13 protein-coding genes and 1 tRNA gene are annotated in these 17290 nt (G+C 71.6%); 6 read left to right on the top strand and 8 right to left on the bottom strand.

The window, feature by feature from the left end; genetic code table 11:
- Positions 1–72: 72 nt before the first annotated feature.
- The 4 genes from AFM16_RS31575 to sucC all read right to left on the bottom strand — a co-directional run bounded on the left by AFM16_RS31575 (position 73) and on the right by sucC (position 3923).
- Positions 73–157 (bottom strand) — tRNA-Leu (locus tag AFM16_RS31575).
- A gap of 131 nt (positions 158–288) precedes the next feature.
- Positions 289–1830 carry an aldehyde dehydrogenase family protein gene (locus AFM16_RS31570; RefSeq protein WP_078635854.1) on the bottom strand — a complete coding sequence of 514 codons (1542 nt, stop codon included), beginning with the start codon at positions 1828–1830 and terminating at the stop codon, positions 289–291.
- A gap of 63 nt (positions 1831–1893) precedes the next feature.
- Complete coding sequence (gene sucD, locus AFM16_RS31565; protein WP_030789320.1) at positions 1894–2778, bottom strand: succinate--CoA ligase subunit alpha; 885 nt, start codon at positions 2776–2778, stop codon at positions 1894–1896.
- A gap of 14 nt (positions 2779–2792) precedes the next feature.
- Positions 2793–3923 (bottom strand): ADP-forming succinate--CoA ligase subunit beta, encoded by a 1131-nt coding sequence (sucC, locus tag AFM16_RS31560; protein ID WP_078635852.1) that lies wholly within the window; start codon positions 3921–3923, stop codon positions 2793–2795.
- A 141-nt stretch (positions 3924–4064) separates the two neighbouring features.
- Here sucC and AFM16_RS31555 point away from each other — a divergent pair, with 141 nt between their 5' ends.
- From AFM16_RS31555 to AFM16_RS31540, 4 genes are all read left to right on the top strand, one after another.
- Positions 4065–5783: a thiamine pyrophosphate-binding protein gene (locus AFM16_RS31555; protein WP_051780617.1), complete on the top strand. Its 1719-nt coding sequence runs from the start codon at positions 4065–4067 to the stop codon at positions 5781–5783.
- A gap of 9 nt (positions 5784–5792) precedes the next feature.
- Positions 5793–7025 carry a formyl-CoA transferase gene (frc, locus tag AFM16_RS31550; protein ID WP_078635850.1) on the top strand — a complete coding sequence of 411 codons (1233 nt, stop codon included), beginning with the start codon at positions 5793–5795 and terminating at the stop codon, positions 7023–7025.
- Positions 7026–7029: 4 nt separating this feature from the next.
- Positions 7030–9174 (top strand): acetate--CoA ligase family protein, encoded by a 2145-nt coding sequence (locus tag AFM16_RS31545; RefSeq protein WP_078637151.1) that lies wholly within the window; start codon positions 7030–7032, stop codon positions 9172–9174.
- A gap of 123 nt (positions 9175–9297) precedes the next feature.
- Complete coding sequence (locus AFM16_RS31540; RefSeq protein ID WP_078635848.1) at positions 9298–10686, top strand: OFA family MFS transporter; 1389 nt, start codon at positions 9298–9300, stop codon at positions 10684–10686.
- A gap of 78 nt (positions 10687–10764) precedes the next feature.
- On the opposite strand, the gene AFM16_RS31535 is transcribed toward AFM16_RS31540, so the two are convergent.
- From AFM16_RS31535 to AFM16_RS31525, 4 genes are all read right to left on the bottom strand, one after another.
- The gene (locus AFM16_RS31535) at positions 10765–11442 is read right to left on the bottom strand and encodes a GntR family transcriptional regulator (RefSeq protein WP_078635846.1); all 678 of its coding nucleotides are present in this window, start codon (positions 11440–11442) and stop codon (positions 10765–10767) included.
- Between the two features lie 180 nt (positions 11443–11622).
- A complete protein-coding gene (locus AFM16_RS31530; protein WP_030789300.1) occupies positions 11623–12570 on the bottom strand; it encodes a beta-ketoacyl-ACP synthase III in 948 nt (315 codons plus the stop codon).
- Positions 12571–12733: 163 nt separating this feature from the next.
- Positions 12734–12871 carry an MFS transporter small subunit gene (locus AFM16_RS39540; protein WP_167797283.1) on the bottom strand — a complete coding sequence of 46 codons (138 nt, stop codon included), beginning with the start codon at positions 12869–12871 and terminating at the stop codon, positions 12734–12736.
- Positions 12837–14180 (bottom strand): OFA family MFS transporter, encoded by a 1344-nt coding sequence (locus AFM16_RS31525; RefSeq protein ID WP_078635844.1) that lies wholly within the window; start codon positions 14178–14180, stop codon positions 12837–12839. The genes AFM16_RS39540 and AFM16_RS31525 overlap by 35 nt, the downstream gene beginning before the upstream one ends.
- 221 nt (positions 14181–14401) lie before the next feature.
- Between AFM16_RS31525 and AFM16_RS31520 the strand changes: the two genes are divergently transcribed.
- Together AFM16_RS31520 and AFM16_RS31515 are read left to right on the top strand one after the other, a co-directional pair.
- Positions 14402–15373: a 2-dehydropantoate 2-reductase gene (locus AFM16_RS31520; RefSeq protein WP_078635842.1), complete on the top strand. Its 972-nt coding sequence runs from the start codon at positions 14402–14404 to the stop codon at positions 15371–15373.
- Complete coding sequence (locus AFM16_RS31515; RefSeq protein WP_078635840.1) at positions 15370–17289, top strand: molybdopterin oxidoreductase family protein; 1920 nt, start codon at positions 15370–15372, stop codon at positions 17287–17289. Before AFM16_RS31520 ends, AFM16_RS31515 begins: the two co-directional genes overlap by 4 nt.
- Position 17290 lies beyond the last annotated feature (1 nt).

Here is a 17290-nt window from a genome sequence, read left to right as displayed (position 1 = left end):
AGAACGCCGGATGCGGGCCTTGGAATCATCAATACTCACCGAGCGATTATTGATCGACACAGAGAGTGAGAGTGTCCGAGGGGGGACTTGAACCCCCACGCCCGATAAAGGGCACTAGCACCTCAAGCTAGCGCGTCTGCCATTCCGCCACCCGGACAAGGTGTCTGCCGCGCGGGTTCCCCCGCGGCGACATGGACAACAATACCAAGGTTTCGGAGTGCGTTTCACCTGCGTATCTGCCTGCCGGAACGACTACGGGTGACCATTCGCTCACTTCACGTCAGGACGTCACGACGTCAGCCGGTCCTCCGGGAAGTTCCCGGGCAGCCGCTCCCCCGCCGGGCCCCGGGTGACGGCGCGCACCAGCAGTTCGCCGCCGACGAAGGCGCCCCGCCAGGACGCGCCGAAGCCGCCGAACAGCTCGTCGCGGTCGCCGCGCGAGCGGGGCCGGCCGTGCCCCACCTTGAAGGCGCGGATGTGCGGGGCCAGCCGGTCGAAGGTGGCCCGGTCGTCGGTGGACAGGGTGGCGACCAGGGCGCCGTTGGAGGCGTTCATCGCGGCCAGCAGCTCGGCCTCCGTGTCGACCAGGACGATCGTGTCGACCGGGCCGAACGGCTCCGCGTGGTGCAGCGGCGAGGACGGCGGCGGATGGAGCAGGGTGACCGGCCGGACGTACGCCGAGGTGTCCTGGCCGGGCAGGAAGCGGCCGTCGGCGAGGCTGCCCCGGTACAGCGGGACCGCGCCGCGGTCGATGGCCTCGGCGACCTGGTCGTGGAGTTCCTTCGCCTTGGCCGCGTTGATCACCGGCCCGAAGTCGAGCCGGGGGTAGGGGTCGGTGCACCGTTCGACGGCCAGCGGGTGGCCGAGGGTCAGGGTGCGCACGGCCGGGAGGTAGGCGGCGAGGAAGGCGTCGAACAGCTCGCGCTGGACGACGAAGCGCGGGTAGGCGGTGCAGCGTTGCTTGCCGTAGTCGAAGAGCCCCGGGATCGTCGCCGCGAGGGTGTCCCAGTCCGAGTAGTTCCACACGCCCCAGGTGTTGAGTCCCTCCTGTTCGAGGATGTGCCGGGTGCCGAGGCCGGTGACGGCGGTGGCGACGGCGGCGCCGGTGTCGCGGCCGCCGACGAAGGAGACGCAGCCGATCTCGGGCGCCCGCACCAGCGCCTCGGACAGTTCGCCGCCGCTACCGCTGACGAGGGTGACCGGGACGCCCTCGCGGGCGGCGAGGGCGCAGGCCAGGGTGAGGCAGGCGACGCCGCCGTCGGTGGGGGTCTTGGCGATGACCGCGTTGCCGGCGAGGGCCTGCACCAACAGGGCGTGCGTGAGCACGCTCATCGGGTAGTTCCAGCTCGCGATGTTGGAGACGGGCCCGTCCAGCGGGGCCCGGCCGGCCGTCATCGCCTCGATGCCGTCGACGTACCAGCGCACGCCGTCCAGGGCGCGGTCGACGTCGGCCCGGGCCGCCCGCCAGGGCTTGCCGATCTCCCAGACGAGCAGCAGGGCGAGCAGGTCGCGGTGGGCGGCGAGGGCGTCGAGGGTGGCGGCGACCCGGGCCCGGCGTTCGGCGAGCGGCACGTGCCGCCAGGCGCGGTGCTGGTCGAGGGCGGCGCGGACGGCGCGGTGCGCGGTGGCCCCGTCCAGCCGGGGCGGTCCGGCGACGGGGCTCCCGTCGACCGGGCTGGTGGCGGGCAGCGGGCGGCCGTCCGCCTGCCAGCCGGCGTTCCAGAGGTTGAGGACACGGTCGTCGCGGAACGCCTCCGGTGCGACGGCGAGGCAGCGGCGCCAGGCGTCGGCCCAGGAGGTGCCGGACTTGAGGGTGAGGGTGGTGGTCATGGGCATGCTCCGCTCTCGGTGCACGGCGAGAGAAAGACGGGGTCAGGGGTGGAGGGGAAGGCGTCAGGCCGTCCCCTCCAGCGCGGCGAGGACGAGGCGGGCCGTCTCGGTCGGGGTGCCGCCGACCCGGACGCCCACCGCCTCCAGCGCCTCCTTCTTGGCGCGCGCGGTCCCCGAGGAGCCGGACACGATCGCGCCGGCGTGGCCCATCGTGCGGCCCTCGGGCGCGGTGAACCCGGCGATGTAGCCGACGACGGGCTTGGTGACGTGGTCGCGGATGTACCCGGCGGCGCGCTCCTCGGCGTCGCCGCCGATCTCGCCGATGAGGACGATCAGTTCGGTGTCGGGGTCGCTCTCGAAGGCGGCGAGGCAGTCGATGTGGCTGGTGCCGACGACCGGGTCGCCGCCGATGCCGACACAGGTGGAGAACCCGATGTCCCGCAGCTCGTACATGAGTTGGTAGGTGAGGGTGCCGGACTTGGAGACCAGGCCGATCCGGCCGGGCTTGGTGATGTCGGCCGGGATGATGCCCGCGTTGGACTGGCCGGGGCTGATCAGGCCGGGGCAGTTGGGGCCGATGATCCGGGTGCCGCGCGCCGCGGCGTACGCCGTGAAGGCGACCGAGTCGTGGACCGGGACGCCCTCGGTGATGACGACGGCGAGGCCGATACCGGCGTCGGCCGCCTCGGTCACGGCGGCCCGGACGAAGGCGGGCGGGACGAAGACGACGCTGACATCGGCGCCGGTCGCCGCGATGCCCTCCGCGACGGAGCCGAAGACGGGCACGGCGCGGTCGCCGAAGTCGACGGTGCGGCCCGCCTTGCGCGGATTGACGCCGCCGACGACGTCCGTGCCGGCGGCCAGCATCCGCCGGGTGTGCCGCATGCCCTCGCCGCCGGTCATGCCCTGGACGAGGACCCTGCTCTCCTGGGTGAGGTAGATGGCCATGGTGTGCGGTCTCCTCAGGCTGCGGTGGCGAGGTCGGCGGCGCGCCGGGCGGCGCCGTCCATGGTGGTGGCCTGCTCGACCAGCGGATGGCGGCGGGCGTCGAGGATCTCCCGCCCCCGGGCCGCGTTGTTGCCGTCGAGCCGGACGACGAGCGGTCGGGTCAGCCGTACGGTATCCAGGGCGCGCACGATGCCCTCGGCGACGGCGTCGCAGGCGGTGATGCCGCCGAAGACGTTGACGAGGACGGACCGTACGGCGGGGTCGGAGAGGATCACCGTGAGGCCGTCGGCCATGACCTGGGCGGAGGCACCGCCGCCGATGTCGAGGAAGTTGGCCGGGCGGGCGCCGCAGCCGGCCACCACGTCGAGGGTGGACATCACCAGGCCCGCGCCGTTGCCGATGATGCCGACCTCGCCGTCGAGGCGGACGTAGGTGAGGCCCTTGGCGGCGGCGGCCGCCTCCAGCGGGTCCCCGTACCCGTCCGTCTCGGAGCCCCAACGGGCCTGCCGGAAGGCCGCGTTGTCGTCGAGGGTGACCTTGCCGTCGAGGGCGAGGATCTGACCCCGGGTGGTGCGCACGAGCGGGTTGACCTCGACGAGCAGGGCGTCCTCGCGGACCAGGACCTGCCAGAGGCGGACCAGGACGTCGACGGCGCGGGCCGGCAGCCCGGCGGCCTCGGCGATCTCGGCCGCCTTGGACGCGGTGACGCCCTCGGCGGGGTCGACCGGCACCCGGGCGACGGCCTCGGGCCGGGTGGCGGCGACCTCCTCGATGTCCATGCCGCCCTCGGCGGAGGCGATCGCGAGGAAGCGTCCGCCGGCGCGGTCCAGTACATAGGAGACGTAGAACTCGGCCTCGACGGCCACGGGTTCGGCCAGCATGACCGTGCCGACCGTGTGGCCCTTGATGTCCATGCCCAGGATCTGACGGGCCGTGAGTTCGGCGGCGGCCGGGTCGGCGGCGAACTTGACGCCGCCCGCCTTGCCCCGGCCGCCGGTCTTCACCTGCGCCTTCACCACCGCGCGGCCGCCCAGCCGGCGGGCGATCTCCCGTGCCTCCTTGGGCGAGTCGGTGATCTCCGCCCTCGGTACCACGATGCCGTGTCTGTCGAAGAGTTGTCGTGCCTGGTGCTCGTACAGGTCCATTCCGGCTCCTTCCGAAAGTGCCGCACGCCCCCTGGACACCACCCACCGGATGCGGGATAACAAGCTTCATACAGTATTCGTCGACTGTATGCAATGTACCGCGAGACCTTCCACCCCCCTACGAAGGGACGGGACTTCGCCATGCCCGACGACCTGCCCGACGACCGCCCCCACGACCGGACCCCCGCCGCCCGGGACACGATCTCCGGTGGTCATCTCGTCGCCCGAGCCCTCAAGGCCGAGGGCGTCGACCGCATCTACACCCTGTGCGGCGGCCACATCATCGACATCTACGACGGCTGCGTCGACGAGGGCATAGAAGTCGTCGACGTGCGCCACGAACAGGTCGCCGCCCACGCCGCCGACGGCTACGCCCGGATCACCGGCAGGCCCGGCTGCGCGGTCGTCACGGCCGGCCCCGGCACCACCGACGCCGTCACCGGCGTCGCCAACGCCTTCCGCGCCGAGTCCCCGATGCTGCTGATCGGCGGTCAGGGCGCCCTCACCCAGCACAAGATGGGGTCCCTCCAGGACCTCCCGCACGTCGACATGATGACGCCGATCACCAAGTTCGCGGCGGCCGTGCCGGACACGGCACGGGTCGCGGACATGGTCTCCATGGCGTTCCGCGAGTGCTACCACGGCGCGCCCGGACCCTCCTTCCTGGAGATCCCGCGCGACGTCCTGGACGCGAAAGTGCCGGTGGAGAAGGCGCGCGTGCCCCGGCCCGGCGGCTACCGCGCCTCCACCCGCTCGGCCGGCGACCCCGAGGCGATCGAGAAGCTCGCCGACCTGCTCACCCACGCCGAGAAGCCCGCGATCCTGCTGGGCAGCCAGGTCTGGACGACCCGCGGCACCGAGGCGGCCGTCGAGCTGGTGCGCACCCTGAACATCCCCGCCTACATGAACGGCGCGGGGCGCGGCACCCTGCCGCCCGGCGACCCCCACCACTTCCAGCTCTCCCGGCGCTACGCCTTCTCCCACGCCGACGTCATCGTGATCGTCGGCACCCCCTTCGACTTCCGCATGGGCTACGGCAAGCGCCTCTCCCCGGCCGCGACCGTCGTGCAGATCGACCTCGACTACCGCACCGTGGGCAAGAACCGCGACATCGACCTCGGCATCGTCGGGGACGCCGGGCTGGTGCTGAAGTCGGTGACCGAGGCGGCCTCCGGGCGGGTGAACGGCGGCGCGTCCCGGCGCAAGGAGTGGCTGGACGAGCTGCGCGCCGCCGAACAGACCGCGCTCGACAAGAGGTTGCCGCAGCTCCGCTCCGACGCCTCCCCCATCCACCCCTACCGGCTGGTCAGCGAGATCAACGACTTCCTCACCGAGGACTCGATCTACATCGGCGACGGCGGCGACATCGTCACCTTCTCCGGCCAGGTCGTGCAGCCCAAGTCCCCCGGCCACTGGATGGATCCGGGCCCGCTGGGCACCCTCGGCGTCGGCGTGCCCTTCGTGCTCGCGGCCAAGCAGGCCCGGCCCGACAAGGAGGTCGTCGCCCTCTTCGGCGACGGCGCGTTCTCCCTGACCGGCTGGGACTTCGAGACGCTGGTCCGCTACGACCTGCCGTTCGTGGGCATCGTCGGCAACAACTCCTCGATGAACCAGATCCGTTACGGCCAGGCCGCCAAGTACGGCCCCGAGCGCGAGCGGGTCGGCAACACCCTCGGCGACGTCCGCTACGACGAGTTCGCCCGGATGCTGGGCGGTCACGGCGAGGAGGTCCGCGACCCCGCCGACATCGGCCCCGCGCTGCGCCGCGCCCGCGAGTCCGGGAAGCCGTCGCTGATCAACGTCTGGGTCGACCCGGACGCGTACGCCCCCGGAACGATGAACCAGACCATGTACAAGTGAGGTGAGTCCGTGCCCACGAAGGCCCTCGAAGGCGTCCGCGTCCTCGACATGACCCACGTACAGTCCGGCCCCTCCGCGACCCAGTTGCTCGCCTGGCTCGGCGCGGACGTCGTCAAACTGGAGGCACCGACCGGCGACATCACGCGCGGCCAGCTCCGCGACCTGCCGGACGTCGACTCCCTGTACTTCACGATGCTCAACTGCAACAAGCGCAGCATCACCCTCAACACCAAGACCGAGCGCGGCAAGGAGATCCTCACCGAGCTGATCCGGCGCTCCGACGTGCTGGTCGAGAACTTCGGCCCCGGCGCCGTCGACCGCATGGGGTTCACCTGGGAGCGGGTGCGGGAGATCAACCCGCGGATCGTCTACGCCTCCATCAAGGGGTTCGGCGACGGCCCGTACACCAGGTTCAAGGCGTACGAGGTCGTCGCGCAGGCCATGGGCGGGTCGATGTCGACCACCGGCTTCGAGGACGGGCCGCCGCTCGCGACCGGCGCCCAGATCGGCGACTCGGGCACCGGGGTGCACGCCGTGGCGGGCATCCTCGCGGCGCTGTACCAGCGCGAGCACACCGGGCGCGGCCAGCGGGTCAACGTGGCCATGCAGCACGCCGTGCTCAACCTGTGCCGGGTGAAACTCCGCGACCAGCAGCGCCTGGCGCACGGCCCGCTCGCCGAGTACCCCAACGACGACTTCGGCGACGAGGTGCCCCGCTCGGGGAACGCCTCGGGCGGCGGCCAGCCCGGCTGGGCCGTCAGGTGCGCGCCGGGCGGCCCGAACGACTATGTGTACGTGATCGTGCAGCCCGTCGGCTGGCGGCCGCTCAGCGAGCTGATCGGCCGGCCTGAACTGGCCGACGACCCCGAGTGGGCCACCCCGCGGGCCCGGCTGCCCCGGCTGAACAAGATGTTCCAGCTCATCGAGGAGTGGTCCTCGACCCTGCCCAAGTGGGAGGTGCTGGAGCGGCTCAACGCGCACGGCATCCCGTGCGGGCCGATCCTGTCCACCAAGGAGATCGTCGAGGACGCGTCGCTGGCCGCCAACGAGATGGTGGTGCGCGTCCCGCACCCGGAGCGCGGCGAGTTCCTGACCGTGGGCAGCCCGCTGAAGCTCTCCGACTCCCCCGTCGAGGTGACCACCGCACCGCTGCTCGGCGAGCACAACGCGGAGGTCTACGTCGGTGAACTCGGCCTCGGTGACGAGGAACTGCGGCTGCTCAAGTCGAACGGGGTGATCTGACGTGATGGCCGAGGACCGGACCGCCCGGGTGCGGGCCCTGCTCGACGCCGTACGGGCGTCGGGACGCACCGCGCTCACCGCGCCCGAGGGCAAGGTGGTCGCCGACGCGTACGGGATCGCCGTACCGGGTGAGGAGTTGGCGGCCGACGTCGAGGAGGCCGTGGCGTACGCGGCGCGGTTCGGCGGGCCGGTGGTGATGAAGATCGTGTCGCCGGGCATCCTGCACAAGACCGACGCCGGCGGGGTCGTCGTGGGTGTGGAGGGCGCGGCGGACGTACGGGCCGCGTTCCACCGGATCGTGGCCAACGCGCGGACCTACGACGCGACGGCGCGGATCGAGGGCGTACAGATCCAGGAGCTGCTGCCCGAGGGGCAGGAGGTCATCGTCGGGGCGGTCACCGATCCGACGTTCGGGAAGGTGGTGGCGTTCGGGCTCGGCGGGGTGCTGGTCGAGGTGCTGGGGGACGTCACCTTCCGGCTGGCGCCCGTGGACGCCGACGAGGCGCTGTCCATGCTCGACTCGATCCGGGCGGCGGAGATCCTGCGCGGGGTGCGCGGCCGGCCCGCCGTCGACCGGTGGGCGCTGGCCGAGCAGATCCGCCGGGTGTCCCAACTGGTCGCGGACTTCCCGGAGATCGCCGAGGTGGACCTCAACCCGGTGATCGCGACACCGGAGGGCGCGGTGGCCGCCGACATCCGGGTGATCCTCGCCGAGTCGCAGCCGGCGCCGCGCCGGACGTACAGCCGCGAGGAGATCCTCGTGTCGATGCGGCGGCTGATGCAGCCTTCGGCGGTCGCCGTGATCGGGGCGTCCGACGAGCGGGGCAAGATCGGCCATGCGGTGATGCGCAATCTGATCGACGGCGGCTTCGCCGGCGACATCCATCCGGTGAACCCCCGGGCCGATGACATCCAGGGCCGCAAGGCGTACAAGAGTGTCACCGACGTTCCCGGTGAGGTGGATGTGGCGGTCTTCGCGATCCCCGCCAAGTTCGTGGCGGCGGCCCTGGAGGAGGTGGGGCGCAAGGGGATCCCCAACGCCGTGCTCATCCCCTCCGGTTTCGCGGAGACCGGCGAGCACGAACTCCAGGCGGAGATCGTCGCCGTCGCCGAGCGGTACGGCGTGCGGCTGCTCGGGCCGAACATCTACGGCTACTACTCGACGTGGCAGGACCTGTGCGCCACGTTCTGCACGCCGTACGACGTGAAGGGCTCGGTGGCGCTGACCTCGCAGTCGGGCGGCATCGGCATGGCGATCCTGGGGTTCGCGCGCACCACGAAGACCGGGGTGTCGGCGATCGTGGGGCTCGGCAACAAGTCGGACCTCGACGAGGACGACCTGCTGACCTGGTTCGGCGAGGACCCGCACACGCAGTGCATCGCGATGCACCTGGAGGACCTCAAGGACGGGCGCGCGTTCGTGGCGGCCGCCCGGGAGACCGTACCGAAGAAGCCGGTGGTGGTCCTCAAGGCGGGGCGGACGGCGGCGGGCGCCAGGGCGGCGGGCTCGCACACCGGGGCGCTCGCGGGCGACGACGCGGTGTACGACGACATCCTGCGCCAGGCGGGTGTCATCCGGGCCGCCGGACTGAACGACATGCTGGAGTACGCGCGCGCGTTGCCGGTGCTGCCCACCCCGCAGGGCGACAACGTCGTGATCATCACCGGCGCGGGCGGCAGCGGGGTGCTGCTGTCGGACGCGGTGACCGACAACGGCCTGACGCTGATGGAGATCCCGCCCGATCTGGACGCGGCCTTCCGGGAGTTCATCCCGCCCTTCGGGGCGGCGGGCAACCCGGTCGACATCACCGGGGGCGAGCCGCCGTCGACGTACGAGGCGACGATCCGGCTCGGTCTGGAGGACCCGCGGATCCACGCGCTCGTCCTCGGCTACTGGCACACCATCGTCACTCCCCCGATGGTGTTCGCGGAGCTGACCGCGCGGGTGGTCGCCGAGTTCCGGGAGCGCGGGATCGTCAAGCCGGTGGTGGCCTCCCTCGCCGGGGACGTCGAGGTCGAGGAGGCGTGCCGGCACCTGTACGAGCGGGGCGTCGTGGCGTACCCGTACACGACCGAGCAGCCGGTGGACGTGCTCGGCGCCAAGTACCGGTGGGCGCGGGCGGCGGGGCGGTTGGGGGGCGGTTCATGACGTGACCGAGAGGGGGCCGGCCGGCGGGTGCGCGCCGGCCGGCCCCGGGACCCGGGCGCGCACGAAAGGCATTGGACAGGGGGCGCTGGCCAGAACTTTCGACGCAAGGGGTGCTGCACAGACATGACGACCACCGACTTCTCCACGTCCCTCCCCTGCCGGGAGGTGACGGACCGCAACGGCCGCGTGTACCGGATCGGCGAGACCGACCGGGACATCATGGGGCGGCCACGCTGGACCATGGTGCTCTTCCCCTGGATGGGCATGCTCGGCATCAGTTCCTCGGAGTACGCGTTCACCTCGGCCGAGGACACCCTGCACGAGGCCCATCTGTGGAACAGCGGGCACATCTTCTGGCTGATGGGCGTCTGGGTGTTCTTCCAGGCGGCCGTGGCCTTCCCCGCCGGGCAGCTCCGCGAGAGCGGCCGGCTCCCCGCGCGGTACGCGATGATGCTGGGCGCGCTCGGCACGGTCTGCGGCTATCTGTCGCTGGCGTTCGCGCCGCATGTGATCGTCGCCTATATCGGCTTCGGGATGTTCAGCGGGATCGGCGCCGGCCTGGTCTACGCGACCTGCGTGAACATGGTCGGCAAGTGGTACCCGGAGCGCAAGGGCGGCAAGACCGGCCTGGTCAACGGCGGTTTCGCCTATGGCTCCGTGCCGTTCGTGTTCCTGTTCACCTCGTACATGGACCTGGGCAACTACCAGGGCGTCCTGGTGCTGGTCGGTCTGATCTGCTGCTCGGTCGTGGCGTTCGCCGGCTGGTTCTTCAAGGATCCGCCGAAGAACTGGTGGCCGGCGCACGTCGATCCGCTGCGGATGACCGACGACCCGAAGATCCGCCGGGCGCTGGAGAAGAACCCGCCGGCGGTGAAGCAGTACACCCCGAGGGAAGCCGCCCGTACGCCGGTGCTGTGGATGATGTGGTTCTGTCTGCTGTGCACGGCCGGCATCAACATCTTCGGCATCGCCTTCCAGGTGCCGTTCGGCAAGGACATGGGGTTCGCGGGCGGGATCGTGGCCACGGCGATGTCCCTGAAGGCGATCGTCAACGGCACCGGGCGCGGGGTGATCGGCTGGATCTCCGACCGCTACGGCCGGCGCAACACGCTGATCATCGTCTGTGTGGTGCTGGGCACCGCCCAGTTCGGGGTGCTGGTCTCCGGGCAGATGGGCAGCATGCCGTTCTTCCTGTTCTGCTCCATGGTCTCCGGGTTCGGCGGCGGCGCGATCTTCCCGCTGTTCGCGGCGATGACCGCGGACTACTTCGGCGAGAACAACAACGCCTCCAACTACGGCATGGTCTACAGCTCGAAGCTGATCTCGGGCCTGGTGGGCTCCGGGATGGGCGCGGTGGTGGTCAACGCCTGGGACTACGAAGGGGCGTTCGTCATCGCGGGCTCCATCGGGCTGGCCTCCGCCGTCCTGGCGCTCTTCCTGCGGGCCCCGGACCGGCCGAACCCCCGCAAGGTGGTCCCCAACCCGCAGCCCCTCGGGGAGGAGACGGCCTGACCTGAACGGAACACCCACACGCGCGTGGAGCCCTCCCCAGCAGCCTGTACGGGTCCGGGGAGGGCCCGGGCGTGCGCGCTACTCCTCGGCGCGGTCGTGGTACGAGCGGCGGGTGTGTTCGGTGTGTTCGCGCATGAGGCGGGTCGCGCGCGCTTCGTCGTGGTCGGCGATCGCGGCGATCAGGTCGCGGTGCTCGATCCAGGACTGCCGGCCGCGCCGGCGGGCGACGGGGGTGTAGTACCAGCGCACCCGGCGGTCGACCTGGGCCGCGAGTTCGGCGAGGACCGCGTTGCCCGCCAGTTCCATGACCCGGGCGTGGAAACGGGCGTTGAGGGCGACGGCCGCGTCGATGTCGTCGTCCTCCGCGGCGCGCATGCCGAGGGCCAGGATCTCCTCCAGGGCCGTGATCCCGGCCTCGTCCGCGTGCGCGGCGGCGAGGCGAGCGGCCTCCGCCTCCAACAGCGTACGGACGGTGAGGAGTTGGTCGGCCTCCTCCTCCGTCGGCTCGTGCACGAACGCGCCCTGGGCGGGCCTGAGGTCCACCCAGCCCTCGGTGTTGAGCCGCTGGAGCGCCTCGCGCACGGGCTGCCGCGAGACCCCCAGATGCCCCGCCAGCTCGCTCTCCACGAGGTGCTGGCCGGGCCGGAGGGCGCGGGTGGTGATGAGTTCGAGCAGCGCCTCGTAGACGCGGTCGCGCAGCGGGCCGGGCCGTTCGAGCTTGGGCACCGCGCCCTGCGGCAGTCCTGTCGACAACATCGGTCGGGTCCCCTCCTGGGCAGCGCCGGGCAACCGCGGCCGGAGCCACGTGTTCGGCGGAACGCGGCCGCCGTCCGGGCCGGCGTACCGCCTACAGCCGAGTATCGATTGTCTTTCGTCTACAGTCTACGGCGCACCGATGCGAGAGCCCGGCGGGGTGGGCTCCGTCACGTCACCGCCTCAGGGGCAGCGCACGACCTGCCCGGCGTACGACAGGTTGCCGCCGAAGCCGAAGAGCAGCACCGGGTCGCCGGTGCCCACGACGCCCTGCTCGACGAGCTTGGAGAAGGCCAGCGGGATGCTCGCGGCGGAGGTGTTGCCGGACTCGGTGACGTCCCGCGCGACCACCGCGTTGACGGCGCCGATCTTCTCCGCGAGGGGCTCGATGATCCGCAGGTTCGCCTGGTGCAGGACGACGGCCGCGAGGTCCTCGGGCCCGAGCCCGGCCCGCTCGCACGCCTGCCGGGCCAGCGGCGGCAGCTTGGTGGTGGCCCAGCGGTACACGCTCTGCCCTTCCTGCGCGAACCGCGCGGGCTGCCCCTCGATGCGCACGGCGTGCCCCATCTCGGGCACCGACCCCCACAGCACCGGCGCGATACCGGGCTGGACGCCGTCGGGGCACGCCTCGACGACCGCCGCGCCCGCCCCGTCGCCCACCAGGACGCAGGTCGTGCGGTCGGTCCAGTCGGTCACCTCGGACATCTTGTCGGCGCCGATGACCAGCGCCCGGGTCGCCGCACCCGCCCGCACGGTGTGGTCGGCGGTGGCCAGCGCGTGGGTGAACCCGGCGCACACGACGTTGACGTCCATCGCGGCGGGGCTCGGCACGCCGAGGCGGGCGGCGACCCGGGCGGCCATGTTGGGCGAGCGGTCGACGGCCGTGGAGGTGGCGACCAGCACCAGGTCGATGTCCCCGGGCGTGAGGCCGGCGGCCGCGAGGGCCTTGGCGGCGGCGTGCGCGGCCAGCTCGTCCACGGGCTCGTCGGGGCCGGCGATGTGGCGGGTGCGGATGCCGACCCGGCTCCTGATCCACTCGTCACTGGTGTCGACCAGGCCCGCCAGGTCCTCGTTGGTGAGCACCTTGGCGGGCTGGTAATGGCCGACGGCGGCGATGCGCGAGCCGTTCATGTGGAGGTTCCCCTCGTTGCCGTGGGTTGCGGGATCCACCAGTCTGATCAGTGACTCACGGGTACGAGGACAGGTGTTACGACAGGAAACCGGCGCCGGGGTTGTCGGCTTCCCGCTATGCCCCGGACGTCCGGGCACTTCTCGAACACCTGCGCGCGGCAGGTCAGCCGGTGAAGAGTTTCGTGGCTTTCTGCACCAGTTCGTACAGGCCGTAGGCGAGCGGTATGCCCACCCACAGCCAGGCGAACGCGATCAGCGGCCGCCGGTCAGGCGGACTCGGACTGCTGTCGGGCCGGGACATCGGCGGCCTCCTTCGGGGCGGTGACACGGTGACGGGGGGCGACCGGGCGGACCAGTTCGTTGGCGACGAAGCCGACGGCGAGCAGCCCGATCATGATGAACAGGGACAGCGAGTAGAGGTCGGCGCCGTGCTTGCCGGCCTCCTCCTGCCGGTCGGCGATCCAGTTGACGATCAGCGGGCCGAGCACCCCGGCCGTCGACCAGGCGGTGAGCAGCCGCCCGTGGATCGCGCCGACCTGGTAGGTGCCGAACAGGTCCTTCAGATAGGCGGGGATCGTCGCGAAGCCGCCGCCGTAGAAGGAGAGGATTACCAGGGCGCAGAGGACGAACACCGGCTTGGAGGCGTCGCCGAGCAGGGCGATCACGGCGTACATGGCCGCGCCGACGCCCAGGTAGAGGCGGTAGATGTTCTTGCGGCCGATCAGGTCGGAGGTGGTGGACCAGCCGATGCGTCCGGCCATGTTGGCGGCCGAGAGCAGGGCGACGAAGCCGGCGGCGGCCGTGACGGAGACCGGGGTGGAGGTGTCGGCGAAGAAGTCCGTGATCATCGGGGCGGCCTTCTCCAGGATGCCGATGCCGGCGGTCACGTTCATGCACAGGACCACCCACAGGCACCAGAACTGCGGGGTGCGCACGGCGGCGGCCGCCGACACCCCTTCGCCCGTCACGGCGGAGGGTACGTCGGCACCGCCCGCCGTCCGCTCCGCGGGGCGCGGCACCCGCACCAGCAGCACCCCGAGCGTCATGAACACGGCGTACGACAGCCCGTGCACCAGGAAGGCGAGCGCGATGCCGGAGTGGTCGGCGCCGAAGGACTCCAGCATCCGCGCCGACCAGGGCGAGGCGATCAGCGCGCCGCCGCCGAAGCCCATGATCGCGATGCCCGTGGCCATGCCGGGCCGGTCGGGGAACCACTTGATCAGGGTGGAGACGGGCGAGATGTAGCCGATGCCCAGGCCGATGCCGCCCACGAAGCCGTAGCCGAGGACGATCAGCCAGTACTGCTCGGTGGCGGCGCCGAGCGCGGAGATCAGGAAGCCGGAGGAGAAGCAGACCAGGGCGACCGTCATCGCCCAGCGCGGCCCGTTGCGCTCGACGAGCGTGCCGCCGAACGCGGCGGACAGCCCGAGCATGACGATGGCGAGCTGGAAGGGCAGCGCGCTCTGGGTGCCGCTGAGCCCGAGCGCGGACTCCAGCGGCGGCTTGAACACGGACCAGGCGTAGGCCTGGCCTATGGAGAGATGGACCGAGAGGGCGGCCGGGGGGACGAGCCAGCGGCTCCAGCCGGCCGGCGCGATGGGGGGACTCATGGGACCCGGACGGTAGGAAGGATCACCGGAGTTGAGAAGCCGCCGCGTCGACGGTATGCGGTGAACGGTATGCGGGCTGCGCCGAACGGTCGGACCCCGCCGGGCGGTCGCGTGGGGGCTGCGCGAACCCTTGCCGCCTCAAGACCCATACTGTAGACAATATTCAGTCGACAGAGTTCGGCAGTTCCTCGGTACCCTCGACCGAACGGAGCTTCCCCGTCATGAAAGTCGCAGTCCTCGGCGCCGGTGCGATCGGTGCCTACGTCGGTGCGGCGCTCCATCGCGCCGGTGCCGACGTGCATCTCGTCGCCCGTGGACCGCATCTCGCGGCCATGAGGCGGGACGGGGTGCGGGTGCTCAGTCCGCGCGGCGACTTCACCGCCCGCGCCCACGCCACCGACGACCCGGCCGAGATCGGCCCGGCCGACTATGTCTTCCTCGGTCTGAAGGCCCACTCGTACGCGGCGTGCGGGCCGCTGATCGAGCCTCTGCTGCACGACACCACGGCGGTGATCGCCGCCCAGAACGGCATCCCCTGGTGGTACTTCCACCGGCACGGCGGCCCCTACGACGGCCAGCGCGTCGAGAGCGTGGACCCCGGCGGCGCGGTCAGCGCGGTGCTCGCGCCCGAACGGGCCGTGGGCTGTGTGGTCTACGCGGCCACCGAACTCGAAGCCCCCGGCGTCGTACGGCACTTGGAGGGCACCCGGTTCTCGGTCGGTGAGCCCGACCGCAGTGTCTCCGCGCGCTGTGTGCGGTTCGGCGAGGCCATGCGGGCGGGCGGGCTGAAGTGCCCGGTCGAGTCCGACCTGCGCAACGACATCTGGCTCAAGCTGCTCGGCAACATCTCCTTCAACCCGATCAGCGCCCTGTCCCGCGCCACCATGCGGCAGATGTGTCTGCACGGCGGCACCCGCCGGGTCATCGAGACCATGATGCGCGAGACGCTCTCGGTCGCCGAGGCCCTCGGCTGCGAGGTGGGCGTCTCCATCGAGCGCCGGCTCGCGGGCGCGGAGCGGGTCGGCGACCACCGCACCTCCACGCTCCAGGACCTGGAGCGCGGCAAGCCGCTCGAACTCGACGTGCTCCTCGCGGCGGTCGTCGAACTGGCGGAGATCACCGGCGTCCAGGTGCCCACCCTGCGCACCGTGCACGCCATCTCGGACCTGCTCGCCCTGAGGAGCGCCGCATGAGGAACCGTCGGCCCACGACCTACACCCGGCTCACCCACCCCCTGGTGCGCGACTCCCGTGACGAGCCCTTCCGCAGGGCCACGTGGGAGGAGGCCCTGGAGCGCGTGGCCCGGGGCCTTGCGCGCAACCGGGACGCGTTCGGCATGTTCTCCTGCGCCCGCGCCACCAACGAGACCAACTACGTGGCGCAGAAGTTCGCCCGGGTCGTCATGGGCACCCACAACGTCGACTCCTGCAACCGCACCTGTCACGCGCCGTCCGTCGCGGGCCTGTCGGCCGCCTTCGGCTCCGGCGGGGGCACCTCGTCGTACGAGGAGATCGAGCACACCGACCTCATCGTGATGTGGGGCTCCAACGCGCGCTTCGCGCACCCGATCTTCTTCCAGCACGTGCTGAAGGGCATCAGGAACGGCGCCCGGATGTACGCCGTCGACCCGCGCCGCACCTCCACCGCCGAGTGGGCGGAGAGCTGGCTCGGGCTCGACGTCGGCACCGACATCCCGATGGCGCACGCGATCGGCCGCGAGATCATCCACGCGGGCCTGGTCAACGAGGCGTTCGTGGAACGCGCCACCTCCGGCTTCGAGGAGTACCGCGCCCTCGTGGAGCCCTGGACGCTCTCGCTCGCACAGAAGGTGACGGGCGTACCGGCCGCCGCCATCAGGGAGTTGGCGCACGCCTACGCCCGCGCCGAGCGCGCCCAGCTCTGCTGGACCCTCGGGATCACCGAGCACCACAACGGCACCGACAACGTGCGCGCGCTGATCAACCTGTCGCTGCTGACCGGCCATGTCGGCCGGTACGCCTCGGGGTTGCAGCCCCTGCGCGGCCAGAACAACGTGCAGGGCGGCGGCGACATGGGCGCGATCCCCAACCGGCTGCCCGGCTTCCAGGACGTCCTCGACCCCGGCACCCGGCGGAAGTTCGAGACCGCGTGGGACACGGTCATGGAGCCGCGCCACGGGCTGAACCTCACGGAGATGTTCGAGGCGATGGAGGAGGGCACGCTGAAGGCCGTCTACTGCATCGGGGAGAACCCGGCGCAGTCGGAGGCCGACAGCGAGCAGGCCGTGCGCCGGATGCGGGCACTGGACTTCCTCGTGGTGCAGGACATCTTCCTCACGAAGACGGCCGAGCTGGCCGACGTCGTGCTGCCGGCCACCGCCGGCTGGGCGGAGACCGACGGCACGACCACGAACAGCGAGCGGCGCGTCCAGCGGGTCCGCCGGGCGGTCGCCCCGCCCGGTGAGGCGCGCGAGGACATCGACATCCTCTGCGACCTGGCGGGCCGCCTCGGCCACGACTGGAAGTACGCCGACGCCGAGGCCGTATGGAACGAACTGCGCTCGGTCTCCCCCGACCACTACGGGATGACGTACGAGCGGCTGGCGGAGCACCAGGGCATCCAGTGGCCCTGCCCGAGCACCGAGGACCTCGAACCCGGCTATCTGCACGGCAGGTTGTGGGATCCCGACCCGGTACGGCGGGGCAGGCGGGCGCCGTTCGGGATCGTGCGGCACGATCCGCCGGTCGATCTGACCGACGAGCGCTACCCGATCCGGCTGACCACCGGCCGCCGCCTGGACTCCTACAACACCGGTGTGCAGAGCGGCGGTTACGCCTCCCCGCTGCGGCGCGGCGAGTTCGTCGAGCTGTGCCCGGAGGACGCCGAGCGCTACGGCGTCGTCGTCGGCGAGGAGGTGCGGGTCGCCTCGCGGCGCGGGTCGGTCGTGGCACCGGTGTGGATCGACACCGCGCTGCGCCCCGGGCTCGCCTTCATGACCATGCATTTTCCCGACGAGGTGGACACCAACCGGCTGACGATCGAGGCGAACTGTCCGATCGCGGGGACGGCGGAGTTCAAGGCGTCGGCGATCCGGATCGAGAAGCTTCCGGCCGCGACCGGGGTGAGGTGAC

This window comes from Streptomyces antibioticus (assembly GCF_002019855.1).
Classification (GTDB): domain Bacteria; phylum Actinomycetota; class Actinomycetes; order Streptomycetales; family Streptomycetaceae; genus Streptomyces; species Streptomyces antibioticus_B.
Note: the sequence above shows the minus strand (reverse complement) of the source record. Positions and strands in the feature narration are given on the sequence as shown.

Excerpts from the sequence above, each read along its gene's own strand:
- AFM16_RS31520 (WP_078635842.1), top strand. The coding sequence starts at position 14,402 with ATGAAAGTCGCAGTCCTCGGCGCCGGTGCGATCGGTGCCTACGTCGGT.
- AFM16_RS31555 (WP_051780617.1), top strand. The coding sequence starts at position 4,065 with ATGCCCGACGACCTGCCCGACGACCGCCCCCACGACCGGACCCCCGCC.
- AFM16_RS31525 (WP_078635844.1), bottom strand. The coding sequence starts at position 14,180 with ATGAGTCCCCCCATCGCGCCGGCCGGCTGGAGCCGCTGGCTCGTCCCC.
- sucC (WP_078635852.1), bottom strand. The coding sequence starts at position 3,923 with ATGGACCTGTACGAGCACCAGGCACGACAACTCTTCGACAGACACGGC.
- AFM16_RS31540 (WP_078635848.1), top strand. The coding sequence starts at position 9,298 with ATGACGACCACCGACTTCTCCACGTCCCTCCCCTGCCGGGAGGTGACG.
- AFM16_RS31530 (WP_030789300.1), bottom strand. The coding sequence starts at position 12,570 with ATGAACGGCTCGCGCATCGCCGCCGTCGGCCATTACCAGCCCGCCAAG.
- AFM16_RS31515 (WP_078635840.1), top strand. The coding sequence starts at position 15,370 with ATGAGGAACCGTCGGCCCACGACCTACACCCGGCTCACCCACCCCCTG.
- AFM16_RS39540 (WP_167797283.1), bottom strand. The coding sequence starts at position 12,871 with ATGTCCCGGCCCGACAGCAGTCCGAGTCCGCCTGACCGGCGGCCGCTG.
- AFM16_RS31570 (WP_078635854.1), bottom strand. The coding sequence starts at position 1,830 with ATGACCACCACCCTCACCCTCAAGTCCGGCACCTCCTGGGCCGACGCC.
- AFM16_RS31545 (WP_078637151.1), top strand. The coding sequence starts at position 7,030 with ATGGCCGAGGACCGGACCGCCCGGGTGCGGGCCCTGCTCGACGCCGTA.
- AFM16_RS31535 (WP_078635846.1), bottom strand. The coding sequence starts at position 11,442 with ATGTTGTCGACAGGACTGCCGCAGGGCGCGGTGCCCAAGCTCGAACGG.
- sucD (WP_030789320.1), bottom strand. The coding sequence starts at position 2,778 with ATGGCCATCTACCTCACCCAGGAGAGCAGGGTCCTCGTCCAGGGCATG.